This window comes from Morganella sp. HSTU-ASny43, from assembly GCF_022819185.1.
In the GTDB taxonomy this organism is placed as follows: domain Bacteria; phylum Pseudomonadota; class Gammaproteobacteria; order Enterobacterales; family Enterobacteriaceae; genus Morganella; species Morganella morganii.
The window spans coordinates 94,891-118,248 of the sequence record NZ_WSPG01000006.1 but is presented as its reverse complement, the minus strand read 5'-3'; the positions used below and the strand labels follow the sequence as shown (position 1 = coordinate 118,248).

The 23,358-nt window shown below is 51.7% G+C and carries 15 protein-coding genes; 5 read left to right on the top strand and 10 right to left on the bottom strand.

Annotation, left to right across the window (positions count from 1 at the left end; genetic code table 11):
- Nucleotides 1-127: 127 nt before the first annotated feature.
- Together GN208_RS04980 and pepN are read right to left on the bottom strand one after the other, a co-directional pair.
- Complete coding sequence (locus GN208_RS04980) at nt 128-1,357, bottom strand: TPM domain-containing protein (RefSeq protein ID WP_004235853.1); 1,230 nt, start codon at nt 1,355-1,357, stop codon at nt 128-130.
- A gap of 278 nt (nt 1,358-1,635) precedes the next feature.
- Entirely contained in the window at nt 1,636-4,254 is a 2,619-nt protein-coding gene (gene pepN, locus GN208_RS04975) for an aminopeptidase N (protein ID WP_036423845.1), read from the bottom strand.
- 274 nt (nt 4,255-4,528) lie between these two features.
- Here pepN and pncB point away from each other — a divergent pair, with 274 nt between their 5' ends.
- The 4 genes from pncB to GN208_RS04955 all read left to right on the top strand — a co-directional run bounded on the left by pncB (nt 4,529) and on the right by GN208_RS04955 (nt 10,191).
- Entirely contained in the window at nt 4,529-5,743 is a 1,215-nt protein-coding gene (gene pncB, locus GN208_RS04970) for a nicotinate phosphoribosyltransferase (protein ID WP_015422578.1), read from the top strand.
- A gap of 225 nt (nt 5,744-5,968) precedes the next feature.
- Nucleotides 5,969-7,369 carry an asparagine--tRNA ligase gene (gene asnS / locus GN208_RS04965; RefSeq protein WP_004235849.1) on the top strand — a complete coding sequence of 467 codons (1,401 nt, stop codon included), beginning with the start codon at nt 5,969-5,971 and terminating at the stop codon, nt 7,367-7,369.
- Nucleotides 7,370-7,662: 293 nt separating this feature from the next.
- Nucleotides 7,663-8,763, top strand: coding sequence for a porin OmpC (ompC, locus tag GN208_RS04960; protein ID WP_032098466.1), 1,101 nt, complete (start codon nt 7,663-7,665; stop codon nt 8,761-8,763).
- 237 nt (nt 8,764-9,000) lie between these two features.
- The gene (locus tag GN208_RS04955) at nt 9,001-10,191 is read left to right on the top strand and encodes an amino acid aminotransferase (protein WP_004235846.1); all 1,191 of its coding nucleotides are present in this window, start codon (nt 9,001-9,003) and stop codon (nt 10,189-10,191) included.
- 64 nt (nt 10,192-10,255) lie between these two features.
- Here the strand turns inward: GN208_RS04955 and GN208_RS04950 are convergent, their stop codons facing one another.
- The 4 genes from GN208_RS04950 to aphA all read right to left on the bottom strand — a co-directional run bounded on the left by GN208_RS04950 (nt 10,256) and on the right by aphA (nt 14,742).
- A complete protein-coding gene (locus GN208_RS04950; protein WP_004235845.1) occupies nt 10,256-10,903 on the bottom strand; it encodes an MBL fold metallo-hydrolase in 648 nt (215 codons plus the stop codon).
- Between the two features lie 38 nt (nt 10,904-10,941).
- A complete protein-coding gene (locus GN208_RS04945; protein ID WP_004235843.1) occupies nt 10,942-11,490 on the bottom strand; it encodes a YcbK family protein in 549 nt (182 codons plus the stop codon).
- 467 nt (nt 11,491-11,957) lie between these two features.
- On the bottom strand, nt 11,958-13,691 hold the full coding sequence (ldtD, locus tag GN208_RS04940) for a L,D-transpeptidase (RefSeq protein WP_015422577.1): 1,734 nt from the start codon (nt 13,689-13,691) through the stop codon (nt 11,958-11,960).
- A gap of 337 nt (nt 13,692-14,028) precedes the next feature.
- Nucleotides 14,029-14,742 (bottom strand): acid phosphatase AphA, encoded by a 714-nt coding sequence (gene aphA / locus GN208_RS04935; RefSeq protein WP_004235840.1) that lies wholly within the window; start codon nt 14,740-14,742, stop codon nt 14,029-14,031.
- A gap of 279 nt (nt 14,743-15,021) precedes the next feature.
- On the opposite strand from aphA, the gene GN208_RS04930 reads away from it, so the two are divergent.
- The gene (locus tag GN208_RS04930) at nt 15,022-15,699 is read left to right on the top strand and encodes a hydrolase (RefSeq protein ID WP_004235839.1); all 678 of its coding nucleotides are present in this window, start codon (nt 15,022-15,024) and stop codon (nt 15,697-15,699) included.
- Nucleotides 15,700-15,930: 231 nt separating this feature from the next.
- On the opposite strand, the gene mukB is transcribed toward GN208_RS04930, so the two are convergent.
- Genes mukB through cmoM form a run of 4 tightly spaced genes read right to left on the bottom strand, consistent with a single transcriptional unit; the run spans nt 15,931 to nt 23,239 of the window.
- Nucleotides 15,931-20,418 carry a chromosome partition protein MukB gene (gene mukB, locus GN208_RS04925; RefSeq protein ID WP_243828304.1) on the bottom strand — a complete coding sequence of 1,496 codons (4,488 nt, stop codon included), beginning with the start codon at nt 20,416-20,418 and terminating at the stop codon, nt 15,931-15,933.
- A complete protein-coding gene (gene mukE, locus GN208_RS04920; RefSeq protein WP_004235837.1) occupies nt 20,415-21,152 on the bottom strand; it encodes a chromosome partition protein MukE in 738 nt (245 codons plus the stop codon). The genes mukB and mukE overlap by 4 nt, the downstream gene beginning before the upstream one ends.
- On the bottom strand, nt 21,133-22,458 hold the full coding sequence (mukF, locus tag GN208_RS04915) for a chromosome partition protein MukF (protein WP_004235835.1): 1,326 nt from the start codon (nt 22,456-22,458) through the stop codon (nt 21,133-21,135). Before mukF ends, mukE begins: the two co-directional genes overlap by 20 nt.
- Entirely contained in the window at nt 22,451-23,239 is a 789-nt protein-coding gene (gene cmoM / locus GN208_RS04910) for a tRNA uridine 5-oxyacetic acid(34) methyltransferase CmoM (protein WP_004235834.1), read from the bottom strand. Before cmoM ends, mukF begins: the two co-directional genes overlap by 8 nt.
- Between the last annotated feature and the right edge of the window lie 119 nt (nt 23,240-23,358).

Here is a 23,358-nt window from a genome sequence, read left to right as displayed (position 1 = left end):
TCGTGAATCATAGCTGAAACAGCGGGAGCCTATCTCAGGCGGCTATAATAGGTGAAATGCGTCCGTTCTGCACGGCTTTTTTACGCAGTAAATGACGCACAAAGAATGTGCGTCATTTATTATCAGATCACCAGCGACCGGATGCCCCGCCGCCACCGCTGCGTCCTCCGCCTCCGGATGAGGATCGGCTGCTGCTCCGGCTGCCCCCGCTGTAACCACCGCCGCTGCTGCCCCCGCCACGGCCGCCGCGCCCTGAACCACTGCCGCCTCCGCCGCCGACAGTAACAAAACCGAAATAGTGCCCGATCCCGACAAACATGCCGAATCCCACTCCCGCCACCACACCGGCGGCCAGACTCCCCTCTGAAAACAGTAATCCGAAAATAAAAGCAAATCCGCCGAACAGAAAACCAACACAGATTGAAACCCGCAGCTTCTGAGGCCGGACAATTTTCGTCAGTATCCGGTACAATCCGCCGAGCGTAAGCAGGAATAAGAAGAAGGCCGCGATAAACATGGTGAATGTCAACACTATCACCAGCCAGAACGGCAGAATCTGCAGGAACAGGAACTGACTCCAGCGCGGTAATTCTGTGTAGAGAAAATCTTCCCCGAAATGAATACCGTTTCCGGCCGGATTATTAAAGCCGCCGGCGTACCAGGTCAGATAAAGAATAATGGCGATCGGAATTGCCGCTTTCAGTTTAAAGCGTTTCACCATGCCATACAGGAAAGCGCCCCACAGATATGCACTCGCGGCCAGTACCGCACCAAGCACAATATCAATACAGCCGACGGGCCCTGCCTGTTTGGCAATAAAGAATGCCGGAGTGGTAACCGGTGGCAGTGGTTCATTGCGGACTCTGGCAATCAGCGCATCGACGGTATCATTAATACCACCGGCATAATTTCCCATTTTAAAATTCGGAATGAAATAATCCTTGAGAATACGGTTTGCCACCGCATCACTCACCGCTCCTTCCAGCCCGTATCCGACCTCAATCCGCATCGCGCGATCATCTGACGCCACCAGCAATAAGATTCCGTCATCAATATTGATACGACCAAGGCGCCACTGGCTAAAGACTTTTTCCGCATAACTTTCAATATCGCGCGACCCGGTAGTGTTCACCGTCAGTACCGCAATCTGCGTACCGGTCCGCTCGCGCAGTGCATTCAGTTTCTGCTCAATACTGCTGCGCTCACCGGCGGTCAGCAATCCGGCGGTATCGGTGACCGATCCCTGCATACGGGGAAATGTCTCCGTCTGAGCAAATGCCGTCACAGCAAAGAGCAGCAAAAACAGGGAAAATATCCCCTGTAACCAGCGACTGTACCGGTTTATTTCATTTCTCATCACGAAATCCTTTCTTTTATATACAGGTCGTCATTGGCCTGAGTTTACCGTATCCGGTTAAAAATAACGCCCTGTTACTGTGACAATGTATTGCAGTGCAAAAAAAAAACACCTCCGGGGAGGTGTTTGTCTGAATCAGCTTCAGTGAAGTCGCTGACAGCGGGCAAAAACGAAAAGTCGCTGTAAATACCTCCCTGTACGCTCAGGCGCGTCATCCATGACGCGCATGCTTTTCGTTTCTCTGCCCGCTATCGCTCCTTTATCCGCAAAAGCAATGATCAGTTCTCATCCAGTGCTTTTGTGATTTTTTCAAACAGATCACCGGAGAGATTTTCCAGCCCTTTCAGGCGCAGCAATGCATCACGCATTTTGCTCTGACGGCTGTCGTCATACCGTTTCAGGCGGATCAGCGGTTCAATCAGACGTGACGCCACCTGCGGGTTACGGCTGTTCAGATCACAGAGGATCTCCGTCAGGAACTCATAGCCTTTACCGGATTTATCATGGAACGCTTTCGGGTTATTCATCACAAACGCACCGACCAGTGAGCGCACCCGGTTCGGGTTCGCCATGGTGAAGGACCGGTGAGTGAGCAGTGATTTCACATTATCCAGCACATCCGCATCCGGACGTGTGGCCTGAAGAATAAACCACTTGTCCATCACCAGACCATCCTGATGCCATTTGTTGTCGTAATCCGCCAGCAGTTTATCGCGGCACGGCAGCGCGGCCTTCACCGCCGCCGTCAGAGCCGCCAGAGAATCGGTCATATTGTCGGCCTGCGCATACTGTTGTGACACGCGCTTATCCGCCTGCGCTTTGTCCTCATCCAGTGCCAGATAGCCCAGACAAACATTGCGCAGATCACGTTTTGCAATATCCGCATGATCGATTTGATATGCCCCGGTTTTCATGCTGACATACACCGCATACAGCTCATCCGCCAGTTCACGGGCAAATGTGCCGGCGATATAGGTCATTACCGCATTAATTGCATCCGGATCCACCACCGGGAACCATTCCGCAACCTCGGTTTCTGACGGCAGGGTCAGAATCTGAGCTGCCAGTGCCGGATCGATCTGCTCATCAAGCAGCACTGCACGGAAAGCATCGGTTACCCCTTCCGGTAATTGCAAGTCTTCACCGGCCTGATAACGGCGGATGTTTTCCTTTATATGTAATGCCAGAAGAGACTGTGCGGCATCCCAGCGGGCAAATTCATTACGGGCGTGCTGCATCAGAAATGCCAGCTGTGCATCGGTGTACGGATAATCCACTTTCACCGGCGCGGAAAATTCGCGGAACAGTGACGGTACCGGCTTTTCACTGACATCATCAAAGGTGAAGGTCTGTTCATCACGGGTAATATTCAGTACTGAATGAACCGGCTCCCCTTCATGACGCAGCGCAAGCACGTCGCCGTTACTGCCGTACAGTTCAATATCAAACGGGATATGCAGCGGCTGTTTGTCCTGCTGATCCGGTGTCGGCGGGGTCATCTGGGTCACATGCAGCTGATACTGTTTTTTATCCGCATCATAGCTGTCACGTACAGTCACCAGCGGCGTACCGGACTGGCTGTACCAGCGGCGGAACAGTGTCAGATCGACATTAGACGCATCTTCCATCGCCTGCACAAAATCATCACAGGTCGCGGCGCTGCCGTCATGGCGGTGAACATAAAGCTGCATCCCCGCCTGGAACTGCTCTTCGCCGAGCAGCGTGTGGATCATGCGGATCACTTCAGAGCCCTTCTCATACACCGTCAGCGTATAGAAGTTATTCATTTCAATGACTTTGTCCGGACGGATCGGGTGCGCCATCGGACCGGCGTCCTCGGCAAACTGAGCGGCACGCATCACGCGGACATTATTGATACGGTTTACCGGGCGGGAACCGAGGTCAGAGCTGAATTCCTGGTCACGGAAAACGGTCAGCCCTTCTTTCAGGCTGAGCTGGAACCAGTCACGGCAGGTGATACGGTTACCGGTCCAGTTATGGAAATATTCATGACCGATAACAGATTCAATCCCGAGATAATCTTTATCCGTCGCTGTTTCATTCTTCGCCAGCACATATTTGGAGTTAAAGACATTCAGCCCTTTGTTCTCCATCGCGCCCATATTAAAGAAATCAACAGCCACAATCATATAGATGTCGAGGTCATACTCGAAACCAAAGCGCTCCTCATCCCATTTCATGGCATTTTTCAGGGAGGTCATCGCCCAGCCGGCACGATCGAGGTTACCTTTGTCGACAAACAGCTCCAGCGCCACATCACGGCCGCTGCGGGTGGTAAAAGTATCGCGCAGCACATCAAAATCACCGGCCACCAGAGCAAACAGGTAACTTGGTTTCGGGAACGGATCTTCCCATTTCACCCAGTGTTTATCCCCGGATTCCCCGGCATCAATCCGGTTACCGTTGGATAACAGATACGGATAGCGGGCTTTGTCCGCCGTGATCCGGGTGGTGTAACGCGCCAGCACATCCGGACGGTCAGGGTAATACGTGATATGACGGAAACCTTCCGCCTCACACTGTGTGCAGAGTGCATCACCGGACACATACAGCCCCTCAAGTGCGGTATTTTCCGCCGGGCTGATTTCATTAATAATTTGCAGGGTGAATTGTTCAGGCACATTCATAATGCGCAGCGAACCGGGTTCTTCGCGGTAATCTGACCAGACTTTGCCGTCAATGGTCAGCTGCTTCAGGGTCAGCCCCTCACCGGCAAGCACCAGCTCAGAGGCGTTGTCATTCAGGCGCTTCACCTGACTGACGGCAGTCACCACTGTCGTCTGCGGGTCGAGCGCAAAATCGAGATCAATATGGGTAATGGTATAGTCAGGAGCCTGATAGTCCTGACGATACTTCGCCTGCCGCTGTTGTGTCATGGTTTTCTCTTCACTGTTTTATTAAATGATTACAATTACGCTGTACTTAGGCTCTCATAATTCAGGCGCCGTGGTAAACGAAATTTTAGCAGTTTGTGATACGCCCTGATTTCCTGACGGTGCGGTACAGTACTAAATATGAATAAAATGTTAACAAATAATGTGATTGCGCGCTGAACATCACGCACAGGGAAAATAACGTGTTACTATACGCAGATAATAGTAAGCTATAACCTGTTTAGGTTGATTGCTCCGTGAGGATGCTGAAAGCGCCATGAATTCAGAAGCAACCCCGATTATCACATCACTGCTGGATACCGATGCGTATAAGCTGCATATGCAGCAGGCAGTGTTCCATCATTACCGCTCAATTCCTGTGGTCGCGGAATTCCGCTGCCGGAGCAGCAAACGGCTGGGGCAGTACGCAGATGAACTGCGCCGCCGGGTGGCAATGATGGCAGAGCTGTCAGTCAGTGATGACGAGTACAACTACCTGGCCCGCCTGCCGTTCTTTTCGGCGGACTACCTCGCCTGGTTCCGTCAGTTCCGTTTTGATCCGTCACAGGTGAATATCCGCTGTGACAGCAACGGCCAGCTGGCTGTCCGTATCAGCGGCCCGTGGGTGGAAGTTATCCTGTGGGAAGTGCCGCTGCTGGCGCTGATCAGTGAACTCGTCCACCATCATGAATCACCGCAGGTCACGCCGGAAGATGCCGTTATCCGTCTGCGTGAGCTGGTAGCACGTTTTTATCAGGATGCAGAGCAGGCCGGGCTGGATCTCAGCCGCTTTAAACTGATGGATTTCGGTACCCGCCGCCGTTTCTCTTTTGATGTTCAGAAAGCCATTGTCACTGAACTGAAACAGCATTTCCCGTATCTGGTCGGCACCAGCAATTACCTGCTGGCGGAAAAACTCGATCTGGAGCCGGTCGGCACCCAGGCACATGAATGGTTCCAGGCACATCAGCAGATCAGTGCGGAACTGGCCAACAGCCAGCGCGCTGCCCTCCAGACCTGGCTTGATGAATATCCGGATCAGCTTGGTGTCGCCTTAACAGACTGCATCACGATGGATGCTTTCCTGCGCGATTTCGATGCCCCGTTTGCCCGCGCCTATCAGGGCCTGCGCCACGATTCCGGGGATCCGGTGGAATGGGGTGAAAAAGCCATTGCTCATTATGAAAAGCTGGGTATCGACCCGATGAGCAAAACCCTGGTCTTTTCAGATAACCTGGATTTCCGCAAAGCCCTCGCGCTTTATGCCCATTTCTGTGACCGGATAAATCTGGTGTTCGGTATCGGCACCCGCCTGACCTGCAATATCCCGGATGTCGAGCCGCTCAATATTGTTATCAAGCTGGTGGAATGCAACGGTAAACCGGTTGCCAAGCTCTCTGACAGCCCCGGCAAAACCATCTGTGAAGATGATGAATTTGTCGATAAACTGCGCCGCGCATTTGATATTCCCCACGTTCAGCGCGCCTGCTGATCCCTCCTTTTATATACCTGCTCCCGGAGAACAGAAAAAGACGGTTATTTTTTCTGTTTTTCGGGCTGTTACCCCCTAATTTCTGCTTGTTTCCTGAGAGTGAGCAAGTAACATAGTGAGATTGCCCGTTTGACGGCAACTGATGACTATTCTGTTACTCACATCTCAGAGGATGGCGGGTAACGCGTGTAACAGACCTATATATAAGAAGAGAGAGTTTCAACTATGAGCATAGCGCCTGTGGTCGATGTACTGCAAGGCCGTGTACCTGTTGACAGCGAAGTCACGGTACAGGGTTGGGTCCGTACAAGGAGAGATTCAAAAGCCGGGATCTCATTCCTCGCCGTCTACGACGGTTCCTGCTTTAATCCGGTACAGGCCGTCATCGAAAATAATTTACCTAATTATAATGATGAAGTGCTTCATTTAACGGCGGGCTGTTCTGTTGAAGTTACCGGGAAAGTGGTTGCTTCCCCGGGCCAGGGACAAAGCTTTGAAATCCATGCCTCACAGGTTCGTGTGGTCGGTATGGTTGATGATCCGGATACCTACCCGATGGCGGCAAAACGCCACTCTGTCGAGTATCTGCGTGAAGTGGCGCACCTGCGTCCGCGCACTAACCTGATTGGCGCGGTTGCCCGTGTCCGTCATACCTTATCCCAGGCATTACACCGTTTCTTCGACGAGCAGGGTTTCTTCTGGGTATCCACCCCGCTGATCACCACCTCCGATACCGAAGGTGCCGGTGAAATGTTCCGCGTCTCCACTCTGGATTTCCACAACCTGCCGCGTAACGACAAAGGCGAAGTGGATTTCAGCGAAGACTTTTTCGGCCGGGAAGCCTTCCTGACTGTATCCGGTCAGCTGAACGGTGAAGCTTATGCCTCTGCGCTGAGCAAAATCTACACCTTCGGCCCGACATTCCGTGCGGAAAACTCCAACACCAGCCGCCACCTGGCGGAATTCTGGATGGTTGAGCCGGAAGTGGCGTTTGCCAACCTGAATGATATCGCCGGTCTGGCCGAAGCCATGCTGAAATATGTCTTCAAAGCCGTTCTGGAAGAGCGCCGCGACGACCTCGAATTCTTTGCTGAGCGTATTAATAAAGAAGCAATCGAACGTCTGGAACGTTTTGTCACTTCCGATTTCGCACAGGTTGATTACACCGACGCGATCAAAATCCTGGAAAACTGCGGCAAAACCTTTGAAAACGACGTGTACTGGGGCGTGGATATGTCCTCTGAGCACGAGCGTTACCTGGCGGAAGAACATTTCAAAGCGCCTGTGGTCGTTAAAAACTACCCGAAAGCGATCAAAGCCTTCTATATGCGTGAAAACGAAGACGGCAAAACCGTGGCAGCGATGGACGTGCTGGCACCGGGAATCGGTGAAATCATCGGGGGTTCCCAGCGTGAAGAGCGTCTGGACAGACTCGATGCCCGCTTCGATGAACTGGGTATGAATAAAGAAGATTACTGGTGGTACCGTGATCTGCGCCGCTACGGCACAGTGCCGCACGCCGGTTTCGGTCTGGGCTTCGAGCGTTTGGTATCATATGTGACGGGTGTCTCAAATATCCGTGAAACCATCCCGTTCCCGCGCACCCCGCGCAGCGCCACATTCTGATTTTCATCAAAAATATTGAATGTAAAAAGCCGGCCTTCAGGTCGGCTTTTTTTATGTCTGATGATCTGACTGTTCAAAAAGTTCCCGATTATTTACATTTTGAAATACTTTTTTGCCATTTGTTACAGATTCTTCGTTTTTGTAGCACTTTCAGGGTAGATAAAATATTTTACCAATGGAACACTGGTCGCCGACACAGACGACACTAAACTCTCATAAATAGTTCCAAATTTTTTTCAGAACTATTTCTGGCAGTGGCAGGTGTCCGAATAACACCAATGAGGGTAATAATAATGAAACGCAATATTCTTGCAGTGGTTATCCCGGCTCTGTTAGTTGCTGGTGCAGCAAACGCAGCTGAAATCTACAACAAAGACGGCAACAAAGTAGACCTGTACGGTAAAGTTGACGTTCGTCACATGTTCGCTAAGTCTGATGACAATGGCTCTAAAGAAGATGGCGACGATTCACGCGTTCGTTTCGGCATCAAAGGTGAAACTCAGATCACTGACCAACTGACCGGTTTCGGTCGTTTCGAAAACGAAATCAAAACCAACGGCGTTGAAGGCGACAACAAAAACAAAGTACGTTTAGCTTACGCTGGTTTCAAATTCGCTGAATTCGGTTCAATCGACTACGGCCGTAACTACGGTGTGGTATATGACACTGCAGCATGGACCGACGTTCTGCCACTGTTCGGTGGCGACACCATGGCACAGACCGACGTATTCATGACCGGTCGTAATGCTAACCTGCTGACCTACCGTAACACCGACATGTTCGGTTACGTTGATGGTCTGAACTTCGCTCTGCAGTATCAGGGTGCTAACGACGATAACTCTATCGCAGCACGTGACAGCGCTAAAGCGAATGGTGACGGTTATGGTTTATCATCTTCTTACGACCTGGGCTGGGGCGTGACTCTGGGTGCTGGCTACTCTAACTCTGCTCGTACTATCAACCAGCAGAAAGGTATGTTCGGTGCTGAAGGTAAACGTGCTGAAGCATGGAACGTTGGTGCTAAATACGACGCTAACAACCTGTACCTGGCCGCTCTGTACGGTGAAACCCGTAACATGACCAAATACGGCGAAGCTGATGACATCGCTAACAAAACTCAGAACTTCGAATTAGTAGCACAGTACCAGTTCGACTTCGGTCTGCGTCCATCCATCGCTTACCTGCAGTCTAAAGGTAAAGACCTGGATAACGGTAGCAAAGGCAGCGAAGACCTGGTTAAATACATCGACCTGGGTGCTTACTACTACTTCAACAAAAACATGTCTGCAGTTGTTGATTACAAAATCAACCTGCTGGACAACAATGACTTCACCCGCGGTGCTAAAATCAACACTGGTGATGTTGTTGGTTTAGGTCTGACCTACCAGTTCTGATTTAGCTTTAACGCTAAGTATGAATACAAAACCCACGGCTTGCCGTGGGTTTTTTGTTATCTGTTTAACGCGTTTTGTGATGCATTTTCATGCAAACCTCAACAGGACGTCACCCACTTCACAAGATCTTCGTCTTTTTTCTGTAAACAGTTGGCAAATGATTTACAGGGAGTTAACCTGATAACCTTGTGACAGTCCTCTTATCCGCACTATCAGATACTATTGGGATCAACAACTATGTTTGAGAATATTACTGCCGCGCCTGCCGACCCGATCTTAGGTCTGGCTGACAGCTTCCGTCAGGACCCCCGTGAAAACAAAATCAATTTAGGTATTGGTGTTTATAAAGATGAAACCGGTAAAACACCGGTACTGAGCTGCGTTAAAAAAGCGGAAAAGTATCTGCTGGATAATGAAACCACGAAAAACTACCTGCCGATTACCGGGATCCCTGAATTCGGAACAGTAACTCAGGCACTGCTGTTTGGTGATAACAGTGACATCATCACCGCCAAACGCGCCCGTACCGCACAGGCGCCGGGCGGCACTGGTGCGCTGCGTATCGCGGCTGATTTCATTGCTAAACAAACCAGCGCAAAACGTGTCTGGATAAGCAACCCGACCTGGCCTAACCACAACGGTATCTTTGCCGGTGCCGGTCTGGAAATCTGCACTTACAATTACTATGATGCCGAAAACCATTCACTGGATTTCAATGGCATGCTGGCAAGCCTGGAAGCGGCGCAGGCCGGTGATGTGATCCTGCTGCACGGCTGCTGCCACAACCCGACCGGTATTGACCCGACTGCTGAGCAGTGGGCACAATTGTCTGTTCTGGTAAAAGAAAAAGGTCTGCTGCCGGTCTTTGACTTTGCTTATCAGGGCTTTGCTGCCGGTCTGGATGAGGATGCTCAGGGGCTGCGTATTTTCGCAAAATCTCATCCTGAAATGCTGGTGGCCAGCTCTTATTCCAAAAACTTCGGCATGTACAATGAACGTGTCGGTGCCTGCACCCTGGTTGCGGCTGATCCGGATACCGCTGATCGCGCGTTCAGCCAGATCAAAATCGTTATCCGCACCAACTACTCTAACCCGCCGTCACACGGTGGCGCTGTGGTAACAACAGTATTGTCTGATCCGGAACTGAAAGAAGAGTGGATCCAGGAACTGACCACCATGCGTGAGCGCATCAAGCGCATGCGTCAGCTCTTTGTGAACACCTTACAGGAAAAAGGCGCGAAGCAGGACTTCAGCTTTATTATCCGCCAGAACGGTATGTTCTCTTTCAGCGGCCTGACCAAAGAGCAGGTTGCACGTCTGCGTGATGAATATGCGGTCTATGCCGTCAGCTCCGGTCGTATCAACGTTGCCGGTCTGACACTGGAAAATATGGTTCCGCTGTGCGAAGCCATTGTCGCAGTACTGTAATTTCGTTTTGACCATAAAAAATGCCTGACTGTGTCAGGCATTTTTATTTCTGCAATGATATTGCTTACCAGACCGGTTGCTCATCCTGCAGGAACGGATTTGTGCGGCGCTCTTCCCCGAGTGTGGACATCGGGCCGTGGCCCGGGATAAAACGGTACTCATCCCCCAGCGGCAGCACTTTTTCTTTAATGGAGCGGATCAGATCCTGATGATTACCGCGCGGGAAGTCACTGCGGCCGACACCCCCTCTGAACAGCACATCACCCATTGAAATCAGTTTGTCCTGCTTATCCACAAACACCACATGACCCGGCGTATGACCCGGGCAGTGCAGCACATCCAGCTCAAGATTGCCGACAGTGACCTTGTCGCCCTCTTCCAGCCACTGATCCGGGGTAAATGCACGACATGGCTCCACACCGAACATCTGGCTCTGCTGTGTCAGCCCCTCAATCCAGAAAGCATCTTCCTTCTGCGGGCCGACGATCGGCACATTAAAGTGCTCTGCCACATCCGCAGTTGCGCCGACATGATCAAAGTGACCGTGAGTCAGGAGGATTTTTTCCAGTTTCAGACCGCGTTGTTCAATTTCACGGATAAGACGCGGCGCTTCACCGCCGGGATCGACAATAGCAGCGGCTTTAGTTTCATCGCACCAAATCAGGGTACAGTTCTGCATAAAGCCGGTGACAGGGATAATATGATATTGCATGACACAAAACTCCGGTTAAAGCGGGTAATAACAACAGATTACCACGTTCTGACCGGTCCTGTATCCATATGAACGAAATTACTGGACGGATAGTAACCCACACCACCAGCCCGCATTTTCATGGCTGCTTTACGAACCTGACTTAACTGGATACCCGGAATACGGAAATCCATTGCCTGTCCGCGGGTGTGATAACTTTTCTTCGCCACACCGGAGGTGGTTCTGCGCAGTTCATTATTAGTGACCAGAGAACGGTAACCTGACACCAGCTGAATAGGTTTATTGATGTTCATCATCACCTGCAACAGATACATCTGGTCAAACAGGTGCGGGTCAATGGTTTTGACTTTATTACTGCGGTGGTCGCGGAACAACTTGTTCAGGCGGGCCAGTTCAGAGCGGTTATAACGTTTACCGTCAAAAAATTCTGCTTTCAAAAATTCACCGGTATTGAGATTTTCAAACCGTAAAATTTTCGGCCGGGGTGTGGTCAGGGACGCAAATGCGTGATTCGGTAATAAAGCCAACCCCAGCGCCGCCGCACCAAAACCCAGCCATTTACGGCGGTCGTTATCAATTGTATCCATTGACGGTAATCACTCTTTATCTGATTAAATATTACATGGCCGGACAGCGATAATTGTGTTCACCGTTCAGACCCGCAGCGGATCGGTTTTGTCTATTTCTGTAAATTTTCGTCAGGTTATTTCAATATTAATGTCAATATGAAAAAAACAGCAATAAACAAAACTGACCGTCTATTTTTTACCGATTCAATCCCCCGGAGTCAAATAAAAAAACACATTTTTACTCAGAAAGTAAACCTCACCGACATTTTCATGAACACCCGGTGTGTGACGGGCACGATGCCGCATCCGCTGAGCCTTTGCCGGGAACGGTGATATCACAAAATTAATCACTTTTAGTTAATTAACGGAATGACAGAATATAATATTGCGCAGTGAATTATTTTTATCTGCACATCGTTTTCCGGTTAATTATATTTCAGAAGAAAAAAGCCGCTTATTTGTAATAAATAAACGGCTTCATGTGATCAGCTTTTTATCAGGAAAGGCGTAATGTCAGTTAATTTATCAATACCTTTCAGGCTGTTGTCATCGTAACGGTAAATATCCGCGCGATATTGCGGGATATTCTCCGCGTTTACCCAGGCAGTCTGATAATAAAGATAAACCGGAATACGGTTCGGGATAGAGACGTAACGGGTACTGCCCGCTTTCAGCGCACCATCCACACGGGTTTCGTTCCAGCCCGCATCACCAAGGAGTATCGCCGCGAGATCTTTGGCTTTATTCACCCGCACACAGCCGGAACTGATGGCCCGCATATTTTTATTAAACAGGCTGTGGTTCGGGGTGTCATGCAGATAAATCGCCTCTGAGTTCGGCATATTGAATTTATAGCGTCCCAGCGAGTTGGACGGGCCCGGTGCCTGGGTTATCCGGTACGGGAAGTTTGACGGCGTGATAATACTCCAGTCAATGCTGTACGGATCAACCACAGAGGCGTTGTTACTCCAGCCGTTATAGATAGTGTAACCACGGCTGCTGAAATAGCTCGGATCAGCCCTGCCGCGCGGCACAACATCCTGGCGGCTCATGGTCGGCGGAACCGTCCACGGCGGGTTAATCACCACATTATTCAGGGCGCTGGACATAATCGGCGTTTTGCGCTCCGCACGGCCGACAATGGTTCTGGATTCCAGGATCAGATTATTATCCACATAGAAATACAGGGAAAAATCCGGAATATTGACCAGAATAGCGGTCGGTTCATTGTCCGGCGTAATGCGCAGACGCTGAATATTCACCGCCATAATGGCAGCACGCATCTGTGGTGTCTTATTCAGCCACTCACGGGTCTGTTTACCGATGACACCATCGGCTTCCAGGCCGTGCTGTAACTGAAACTGTTTAACAGCCGCCACCAGCGTTTTATCATAAACAGCACCGGCGCTCATCATGTCATTGGCAGAGATCAGATTAAAGCGGTGCAGGATCTCACGCAGTGCCCCGACAGATTCATGGCTTTCCCCCGGACGCAATGTCCGGTTAATCACCATTTCCGGCCACGGCGCGGTATCCGCCAGTTCTGTCAGCATGGCTTTGCGCATCGGCTGATACATCTTATTCGCCGGTAACAGCGTATCGGTAAATGCCGCCAGAGTGCCGTTATGAGCCGCTGTATTCAGCCGCGCCAGTGACGGGGCACTGACAGCCGCAAACGTGAACGGACGGGCGCCGTACAGCCATTTATCGCCTTTGGTGCTCACGTTGTCGAGGTAATAGAGATAACCCAATGCCGCATCCGTTAAAATCATATCCCGCGCCAGCGGGGACAGATCCGGTTGTGCCAGGGCATTCAGCCAGGCCGTGAACTGCGGCTGGAATCCGGCAAGTGCGGCTTCCGCCAGCTGATTTTCCAGGGACAGACGCGCTTTTTCATCGGTCCACAGCGGTTTCAGCTGATGTTCCGCATAAATGTTTGTCAGTGTGTCGGTATAAAGTAACGGTGTTGCCGCCGGAACTTCACGGCGGATACTGTCAGCGACATCGCTCAGAGGCAGTGCATTAACACCGGCCACCGGCTCTGCGGCCTGTGCTTCTGTACTTTCCGGTGATTCTGAAAATGCTTTCAGATTTTCCACTTTGGCATCTGCTTCAGTCAGATGCGTTACCGGTGCTGTTGAGGCCCACGAAACAGGCGTCAGTAACAGTGTTCCTATCATGGCGGAAATGGGAACAACTTTTTTAACTCCCGTCACCATAACATCCCTCTCTTATTTTTTATTATGTCTGTTCCGGCCAATTGTTAATACTTATGGTCAGTATAGTAAATGTATCGTTTAAATGACTTCCCTGCTGATTTTACCTGTCAGAGAATAATTGAAAATAGGATAACGAAAAAATCGTAGAAAAAAGGCGCAAATACATCTTTTTAAGAGGAATACACTGCACTAATTACGCAAACGCATGTATTGAGTGCGATGAAATACATCTCATTCTCTGCTTTTCTTCCCGGATAAACAAATCTGCGCCGGACAATAAACAACACAAATAAAAAACTCCGCCGGGGGCGGAGCTTAGATGACTGACAGGTTATGATTAATATTCGGAATTAATAACCACTTCCTCGCCGAACTGACCGGCTTTCGGCAGCGGCTGATACGAGGAGTTCGAAGCGCGTAATACCCGGATACCGCGGATATTCAGTTCCCGTGCTGCGGCAATATCGGCATCCGCATCACCGTAATAAATTTTCAGTTTGTGATCACGCATCCAGCTGACTTTATTATTCTGCCCTTCCTCATCACCGGCAAAAATAACCGGGTTCATTTTATCTGCCGGGATACGCAGCCCTTCCTGAACATATTTGGTGACCGTTTCTGTTTTGGTTTTGCTGCGCCCGGTGATGAAATAAACGGTATCACCACGTTTCAGGTGCATCTGAACCAGTTCCATACCGGATTTTTTCGGCATACTGAATTTATCCCACTCATTATTCATTTTTTCCCAGAATTCCGGGTTTTTCAGATAACTGTAGTCGTTCGGGGAGTATTCCAGTTTGCCGCGGTAAAAGCCCGGGCTTGAGAATAAGACAGTGTCGTCAATATCAAAGCCCACCGCCATCGGCGGCTGCCCTTTCAGGCTCTCTTCAATCTGTTCAACCGAAATCCAGTGAATGGCATGCTGTTCTGCCAGCTGAGCAACGGTCACGCCGTCACTGACTTTTTCCGGCATGTACACTTTGGCATCAGCCACACTGTTGAGGCTCAGAGCGAGTGCCAGGGCACTCAGGGTGAGGGTCAGTTTACGCATTGTATATCCTTAATTTTCTGTGTCGATCACGCGGAGTGAGAATCTAACCATTCCGGTTTCATATTAACGTTATTCAGATCACACGGTGAGGAATCCCCGCCGCTTTATACCGGCTGACAGCCGCATGATTGTTCTGAATTCAGAACATTGTTTATCAATATCCGCACTACTCAGCTTTTCGCTTATGGATTAATTTTAATCCGCACAACAGAACGTTTCTGAGAAACACACTGTTTAAACAAAAATTACCATCAAATTACCATAAGTGAGGGTCTTAAAATGAGTAATCCGGCAAACTTTAATGGTCAGCGTCCTGTTATTAATCCTGATGATGCACTGATGTTGTTAATCGATCATCAGAGCGGATTGTTCCAGACTGTCGGCGATATGCCGATGACTGAATTACGCGCCAGAGCCGCTGTGCTGGCAAAAATGGCAACGCTCGCCAATATTCCGGTGATCACCACCGCGTCTGTGCCGCAGGGTCCGAATGGACCGCTGATCCCGGAAATTCACCAAAATGCACCACATGCTCAGTATATTGCCCGTAAAGGTGAAATTAATGCCTGGGATAACCCGGAGTTTGTGGCTGCAGTGAAAGCATCCGGTAAAAAGCAGTTAATCATCGCCGGTACCATTACCAGCGTTTGTATGGCATTCCCGGCGATCAGCGCCGTGGCTGACGGTTATCAGGTGTTTGCGGTAATTGATGCTTCCGGTACCTATACCAAGATGGCTCAGGAAATCACCCTGGCGCGCGTTGTCCAGGCTGGTGTGGTACCGATGGATACTGCAGCGGTGGCCTCTGAACTGCAAAAAACCTGGAACCGTGCGGATGCGGCAGAATGGGCACAGGCGTACACACAGATTTTCCCGGCCTATCAGTTACTGATTGAGAGCTATACCAAAGCGCAGGACGTTGTAAATAACAACGAGATTTTAGATTCACAGCGCTGATATAAAAAAACGGATGAGCGCACTGCTGCGCTCATCTCAGGCCGTTGACAAACCTGCAAGGGTTGGCAACGACCGACAGGGGTTGTAAAAATAAACCAGGAAAATCAATTTATTGATTTTCGGCTGATAACACAAAGCAGGAAAAACCACGTTTTATCCTGCTTTGTCTGCAATCACGGATGAGCACAGCAATGTGCTCATCCGCTTCAGAGAAAAGACCGGAGGGAGAAATTAATCCTGCTCTTCTTCCCCGTCATCCTCCTCTTCCGTCACCGGCTCAGGCAATGCTTCCGGTGCCGGCGTTGGTTCCGGCTGGCCGAAGCCGCGCAATCCCACCACATGCACATGTTCCTGATTATTGAAGACTTTACGTACCAGTTTGTACGTTGTGCCTTTCTCCGGACTGATATTTTCTGGTGCCGCAATAATCAGCTGCATCTGTAAGCGATCGCACAGCTCAAACAGGGTGGCTATAGATTTCGCATCCAGACGCGCTGCTTCATCCAGGAACAGCAGACGGCACGGCGAAATATCTTTGCTGCGCAGACGGCGGGATTCTTCTTCCCAGCTCTGCACCACCATCACCAGAATGGACATCCCGGTACCAATCGCCTCACCGGTGGATAACGCGCCGCTCTCGGCTTTCAGCCAGCCGTCAGAACCACGGTTGACTTCCACTTCCAGCTCGAGATAGTTACGGTAATCCAGCAGTTCCTCACCGATGGTCTGCGGCAGACGCTGCCCCATATCCACCTGCGGGTTCAGACGCTGATAGAGTTTCGCCATCGCTTCAGAGAAGGTCAGACGCTGGCTGGCGAACAGGTCCTGATGCTGCTCGTGCTCTTCGGACAGCACATCCAGCAGTATCGCGTGGCTTTCGCGGATATTCACATTCAGGCGCACCCCTTTGACCTGACCGAATGCCACGGCCTGCAGGCCCTGGTTAAGCATGCGGATACGGTTCTGTTCGCGCTGAATAGTTTTGCGGATGATATTGGCCACACTTTTCGAGCTGATCGCCAGTTTCTGTTCACGGGCGGTCAGTTCGTCGGTCAGCCGTGCCAGCTCGATTTCCATCTGTTCAATAGCGTCAATCGGATCATCAGTTTTGATAATATCCTGGCGGATACGTTCGCGCAGGTGGCGGTACACTTCGATAAAGAACTGTACTTTGCGTTCCGGACGCTTCGGATCTTCGGACAGGCGCAGTGCATCACGCAGATGTTCGTTATCCGCCACGGCCTGACGCAGTGCACCGAGGGCTTTATCCGACATGGAACGCAGTGTGTCCGCATCTTCATAAGCCAGCTCACGGCGGTGGAGGCGGCGCTCAACGCCACTTTCTTTCACCATCCGCATCACCGCACACCAGCCCGCTTTGGCGGTCACGACCTGCTCGCGGAGCTGCTGGTAATCGCGCTCTGCTTTGCGCAGACGTTTTTGCAGATTATCCATTTCCGACTCGCCGATCCCCAGCTGTTTTTCCAGCTGATTGATACGGGCGCGGTTATGGCTGACCTGGTTGTACAGTTCATCACGGCGCACACGGGCACGCTCTTCCGCATTGGCATCCGCCTGAACACCAATTTCGCTCATTTCGCGCTCAAGTTCGCGCAGCATGTCCGATTTGGTTTCATACGAGCTGCGCAGTGAGGCCAGAACCTGATTGAACTCCGCGCATTTGGTCTGCTGCTGGCGCAGCATCTCACGTGTACGGGCACGATCAGACTCCGCGTGTTCCAGACGCTGACGCAGTTTGTCATTAAGATCGGCATTTTCTGTCAGCATGCCGGCGGATCCGCCGTAATTAAAGTGCTGACGGCGCTGCGCGACTTCTTCCAGGGCAAACGCCTGCTGACGGGCCTGCTGCTGCACCTGTTTCGCGTTTTCATAATCGCGGATCAGAGCTTCATGCTGCTCCGGATCACTCTGGAGAACAGCTACCATCGGCTCCAGTTTGCGCAGCGCTGCACCGTACTGCTGAATATGACGGGCGGATTCCTGTGCATCCGTCAGCGCATCACGGATCTCATCCGCGCGATCTGCCAGTGTTTCATCAAGCAGCAGAGCGGTATTCGGGATCAGACGGTTAAGGATGCTCAGATTTTCTTTGATCTGCGCATACTGCTGACGGGCAACGGCAGTCTGATCCTCAAACTGTGCCAGCTCGCGCTCCAGCTCATTACGGCGCTGATTCAGTGTGCGGATTTCCGCTTCCGGGTCAGCCTCAAAGGCCACTGAGATATTTTTGCCGACAAAACGGCTGAATGCCTGATGAGCACGCTGCATTTTCTGGACATCATAAGAGAGTGTCGCCAGGCGTTCTGCCAGCTCATCCCGTTCATGTTCCAGCACTGCCAGCTGATTTTCCCGCGCCGCACGGCCGAACAGCGGCACAGACGGGAAGCGGGAGTAACGCCACTGGCGATCGGTGCTGCGCACCAGCACCGCACGCTCCAGCTCTTCGGTGGTGAAGACGCTGTCATCAAAGGATTGCGGATCCCCTTCAATCAGATAGAGATCTTCCGGACAATCATCGAGGGCATCCAGCATCGGACGCACGGCGCTGAGATCCGGCACCACAATCGCATGGCGCGCCGGGCCGTATAAGGCGGAGAAATACGGTGCGTCATCAATCGTGATGTCGTCATAGATTTCCGACAGCAATATACCACCGAAACGCTCTGCCAGGCCAAGCATACGGCCATCTTCCGCGCCGCTCGGCTGACTGAGCCGTTCAATATCTTTTTCCAGCTGTGCTTTTTTCAGCGCGATTTCATCACGCTCAACAGTCACTTCGCGCTCACGCTCCAGCAACTGCTGCATATATTCAGTGACATCATTGGCGCTGGTGAACGTCTCATGAGACTGCTCACACAATTGCGTCAGAGCTTCCTGCGCCGCCAGCCACGCCGGGGCTTTGACGGTCAGGGACTGGATTTGCTGCTTCAGCTGCTCAGTCTGCTGACGCATTTCCATACGGCGCTCGCTGCTTTCACTGACACTGACACTCAGGCTTTCCTGCTGCGCCTCAAGGGTCATCAGCATCTCATCGAGCCCGTCCGCCTCAACCTGCTGCCCGATGCGTTTGCAGAAATCATCCAGCGATTTCTGCGCATTGTGCTGGCTGTGCAGACGCTGTTCCAGTTCGGATAACTGCTGGCGCAGCGGCTGGACGCGGTCGGCCATCATCTGCTGTGACGGCAGTTCGCGCAATAATTCACGGGCGGTCTGGTAAGCTTCACTGCGGCTGACTTCACCGACCACCGATTTCACCAGTTCATAGGCCTGAGAGAACTGGCTGTGTGCGGCCTGCGCCACACTCATTTTCTGCTCAAGCACTAACAGGGATTCGGTTGCCTGCTCTTCGCGGGCGCGGAAGGTTTCCAGCCATTCATCCAGTGAATCAATATCCAGCTGCGGCAGCTGACACACCGCTTTGGCGCGTTCCAGCGCCTGTAATGCCTGCTGATACTGAATGGCGCGGGTCTGCTGAACATCCAGCGCCTGCTGGTAATCGGCCAGTTGGCTTTTCAGCTCATCCACTTCTTCTTCCGCAACATGGTTGCGTTCTTCATATTCCGCCAGCTGTTCTGCGGCTTCTTCCGCCACTTCAGTCTGTTCTTCCAGACGGAATGTCAGCTCTTCGACATCAGCCTGATAACGGTCAATTTTTTCCTGCTGACGCATGGCCGTCTGCACCAGTGTCAGATGATCACTGGCTGCCTGGTAATCCGTTTCCAGATCGGCGGATGAGGCCGTCTGCTCCGCCAGCTCGCGGGACATTTCCACCTGACGGAACTGTTCGCTGATCAGCTGTTTGCGGCTGCCGAGCAGTTCCCGGCGCACAGAGAGTGCCTGGTCGATATACACACGGCGCTCATTGGCGTGACGCATATAATCTGCAGAAACATACGCGGTCGCTTCAGTGATCAGGTGTTTGAACAGGTCACGGTCAGACTGGGTAACGCGGATAGCTTCCAGTGTGATACGGTTTTCGCGCAGTGCCCCTTCCATATCCTGGAAGGCTTTGCGCACCCCGCTGTTCTCCGGCAGTAAATAGTCACGCAGGGAACGGGTGATAGCACTGGAGATACCGCCGTAGAGCGAAGCTTCGATCAGGCGGTAGAATTTGCTGCGGTCCCCTGCAGAACGCAGACGTTTCGGGATAACACCCAGCTCGAACAGAACCGAATGGTAATCAGTAATCGAGTTAAACTGTTTGAAATGCACACCTTCGATATCATCCAGGCGGGCTTTCAGGTCATTCAGCGGCAGAACCCGCACCTGGCGTTCACTCAGCTGTTCGCTGACAATCTGTGTCGGGGAATACTGTGTCGGTAATCCCTGAATCATAAAGGATTTGATATCGACTTTTTTATCACGTCCGGCAATCTGCTGAAGACGCACCCCCACCAGCACACGCTGATGGCGGGAGTTCACCACATCCAGCATGGCGTAGCACACGCCCGGACGCAGTTTACCGTGCAGACCTTTATCACGGGAACCGGATGTTGCCCCGGCTTCAGTGGTGTTACGGAAGTGCAGCAGGGTCAAATCCGGGATCATGGCGGTAATAAAGGCCGCCATGGTGGTGGATTTACCGGCACCGTTACCGCCGGACAAGGTGGTGACCAGCTCATCCAGATCAAAAGTGCGCGCAAAAAAGCCGTTCCAGTTGACTAACGTGAGCGAGCGGAATTTACCACGTTCAATCATTCTTCATCCTCCGCTTCATCCGTCGCGTTGTCATTATCAGATTCTTCATTATCATCGTCCTGATCCTCAGGGCGCGGGTATTTTTCATCTTCCGTCAGGGATTGGGCCTCACCGTCACGGATAAGACGCAGCTGCGCCTCACGCGGGTCATCCCCGCTGCGGACATCTGCCCCGAAGCGGAAAACGGATTCGGCAATCACAAACTGGCTGTTATCCGCAGAGACAAACGTGATCATGCCCAGGCGGCGCAGGCGGTTCAGCGCACCTCGGGTTTTTTCCAGTAATTTCTGTTTGTCCAGGTCAGAGCCGGTGGAGCGGTTATTCACCACTTTCAGTAATTTGGCTTCATCCGCCAGTGACAGCAGTTCCTCATAGAGCTCTGCCGTGGAGAAAATACCCTGGTTGGCGAGACGCTCCGGGCTGAGATACAGATAGCACAGCACTTTACCGACCAGCATTTCCAGTTCGGATAACACCGAGCGCGGGATCAGTGTGCTGGAACGCGGGCGCAGATAGAAGAACCCTTCCGGTGCACGGACCAGTTCCACGTTATAACGGGCGTAAAAGCCTTCCAGTTCATCCTGGAAATCCATCAGAAAGGCATGATTATCCAGATCATCCACGCCGATATGGCGGCCTGCGCGCAACTGGCTGTCAAGTTCCGGAAAAAGGTTGTTGGCAAGTGCCTGAGCCAGCTTTGCTGACATAAATTGTTCAATATGTGTCGATGACATGTGCCTGCACCTTCGCTCCGTATTCATTAATTGCTGACCATTCTGCCGGGATGCCTGAGAAATCAGCATCAGCCACCCCGAGGCGGACGGCCTGATCCACGATAATCCGTGCCACATCGAACTGGCGGCTGCGCGGATATTTCGCGAGGTAATCACGCAGAACTGCGCCCAGATCCAGCGGCTTCGCCTGTGCTTTATACACAGCCAGCGCAGTTTCCATCATGGCGGCAAGCTCTTCGTTGACCTCGCTGAACTCTTCATATTCCAGATCCGGCGGTAATTCCCCGGTCACTTCGTCATCACGCAGTGCCATCTCTTCGTCACGCATATCCAGCAGACGCTCCGCATTAGCCACATTAAGGGCCCACGGCGAGTCAAAATAGTGCTGAACAGAATGGCGCAGACGCTGCGAGAAAATACGGTTTTTATCCATATCGATAGCGGTACGGATAAATTTATGGACATGGCGGTCATAACCAATCCATAAATCAATAGATTGCTGGCCCCAGCTGATAATGCGGTCGAGCTTGGCCTGCAGATCAAAAATCAGTTTATCCACCAGTTCGGAGCCGGTGGCGGCACTCATATTGGCATCCTGAATACGCAGCAGGTTCGCCTGTAATTTGTCACCGGCGGCTTCGAGCGTATCCTGCAGTTCCCGCAGTGTGAGAGAGGTTTCTGACAGCAACTGTTCACAGTTGGCAATCGCGGCCTGCCAGTCCTGATTCAGCAGTTTGGCGATATCGTCTTTGACGCCGTTTTGCTGCTCATCCATAACGCGCTGCGACATATCAATGCTGTCGAAGATCTCCGCCACGGAATATTTCAGCGGGGCAAACACATTACGGTGCCAGTGGAATTCATCCCCGCCCTCTTCGGCGGCATCTGCCGCGCGGCTCAGTTCACCGGCCACAATCGAGAGCTGCATGGATAAACGCAGTGAGGAAAATTCACGCTGACGGATGTAATAATCACTGATGCCGATCCCGAGCGGGGTCAGCCGGTAAATCGCATTACCCTCAAAGATATCACTGGTAAAGCGGTTAAATATTTTCTGGCGCACCATATCATTGATGGCATTGTTCGCGCGGACCGCAACAGATTCCGTTGTCTGTTCAAAGCCTTTGCAGACTTCGCGGAAGGCATCCACCAGTTCCCCCTCGCTCATTTCACCGTCGATGCGCTCACTGTTGAGCACCGCAACAGACAGTAAAAAAGCCAGCCGTTCCGGCGGCAGCGCGATGGAGAAATCATTCTTTCGCGCCCATGCCACGAGTTCCGGGACTGTTTGGGTAAACTCACTCATTGTCCATCCTTCTGATCGGTTTTCGTGCCATAACGTGAATATAGCGGCCTAAGCTGATATAAGGCTCCTGACGGCAATAGCGTTGCTCCAGTGCCAGCAGCGCCGGGAAATCACGGTTTTGTAACTGGCGGCTCTGCAGATAATCATGGAAAACCCGCACGCCGGTTTTTGCCTCAATCGTCAGACGACAATCATCCAGCCACTGATAAACCTGTTCCGGCATAAGGGGATTCTGCGGCGATAACGAACGCTTGCGGCGGCGCTGAATTTCCGGGGTTGCCAGATGAAAATTGCCTAATATCGCATTTCGCATCACAAGTCCGTTCGCATTGTAAAACATTAACGATAATGCACCACCGCCCGCTATTATAGCGGTCAGTGCTTCAATTGCACCTTTTTGATCTGTGATCCACTCCAAAACGGCATGAAATAATACCAGATCAAACGCCCCTTCAGTGTGAAGTGCGATATCCTGTGCCGCACAATGAATAAAGGACATATTTTCTGCCACGCCGTCATCCAGCGCGGCCTGTTGTGCGCGGGCAATCATCTCTTCTGACAGGTCGCACAATACCACCTGATGCCCCAGCGCAGCCAGACGGCGGGAGAAAAAACCGTCACCGCCGCCCGCATCCAGAATGCGCAGCGGACCCGGTTTCAGCCGGGTCAGTAAGGCGTCCAGATCCTGCCAGACCACCGCTTCGCGGATTTGCCCTTTTGTTGTGCCATAGATATTGCGGGTGAATTTCTCCGCGATATCGTCAAAATTACGATCAACCATGAAAACCTGTGTTCAGTTCCGGGGGATATTTCGGGTCAGTCTGCGGCGGTTTCCCGCGCAATCCGGCTATCTTCAATTGTATTGCCGGGCAGAGCAGTGCAATATGCAAAGTCGGTAAC

Coding starts and splice junctions, on each gene's coding strand:
- GN208_RS04980 (WP_004235853.1), bottom strand. CDS start 1,357: ATGAGAAATGAAATAAACCGGTACAGTCGCTGGTTACAGGGGATATTT.
- pncB (WP_015422578.1), top strand. CDS start 4,529: ATGAATTCAGAAGCAACCCCGATTATCACATCACTGCTGGATACCGAT.
- GN208_RS04955 (WP_004235846.1), top strand. CDS start 9,001: ATGTTTGAGAATATTACTGCCGCGCCTGCCGACCCGATCTTAGGTCTG.
- ldtD (WP_015422577.1), bottom strand. CDS start 13,691: ATGGTGACGGGAGTTAAAAAAGTTGTTCCCATTTCCGCCATGATAGGA.
- mukB (WP_243828304.1), bottom strand. CDS start 20,418: ATGATTGAACGTGGTAAATTCCGCTCGCTCACGTTAGTCAACTGGAAC.
- mukF (WP_004235835.1), bottom strand. CDS start 22,458: ATGAGTGAGTTTACCCAAACAGTCCCGGAACTCGTGGCATGGGCGCGA.
- asnS (WP_004235849.1), top strand. CDS start 5,969: ATGAGCATAGCGCCTGTGGTCGATGTACTGCAAGGCCGTGTACCTGTT.
- mukE (WP_004235837.1), bottom strand. CDS start 21,152: ATGTCATCGACACATATTGAACAATTTATGTCAGCAAAGCTGGCTCAG.
- cmoM (WP_004235834.1), bottom strand. CDS start 23,239: ATGGTTGATCGTAATTTTGACGATATCGCGGAGAAATTCACCCGCAAT.
- GN208_RS04945 (WP_004235843.1), bottom strand. CDS start 11,490: ATGGATACAATTGATAACGACCGCCGTAAATGGCTGGGTTTTGGTGCG.
- pepN (WP_036423845.1), bottom strand. CDS start 4,254: ATGACACAACAGCGGCAGGCGAAGTATCGTCAGGACTATCAGGCTCCT.
- GN208_RS04930 (WP_004235839.1), top strand. CDS start 15,022: ATGAGTAATCCGGCAAACTTTAATGGTCAGCGTCCTGTTATTAATCCT.
- GN208_RS04950 (WP_004235845.1), bottom strand. CDS start 10,903: ATGCAATATCATATTATCCCTGTCACCGGCTTTATGCAGAACTGTACC.
- ompC (WP_032098466.1), top strand. CDS start 7,663: ATGAAACGCAATATTCTTGCAGTGGTTATCCCGGCTCTGTTAGTTGCT.
- aphA (WP_004235840.1), bottom strand. CDS start 14,742: ATGCGTAAACTGACCCTCACCCTGAGTGCCCTGGCACTCGCTCTGAGC.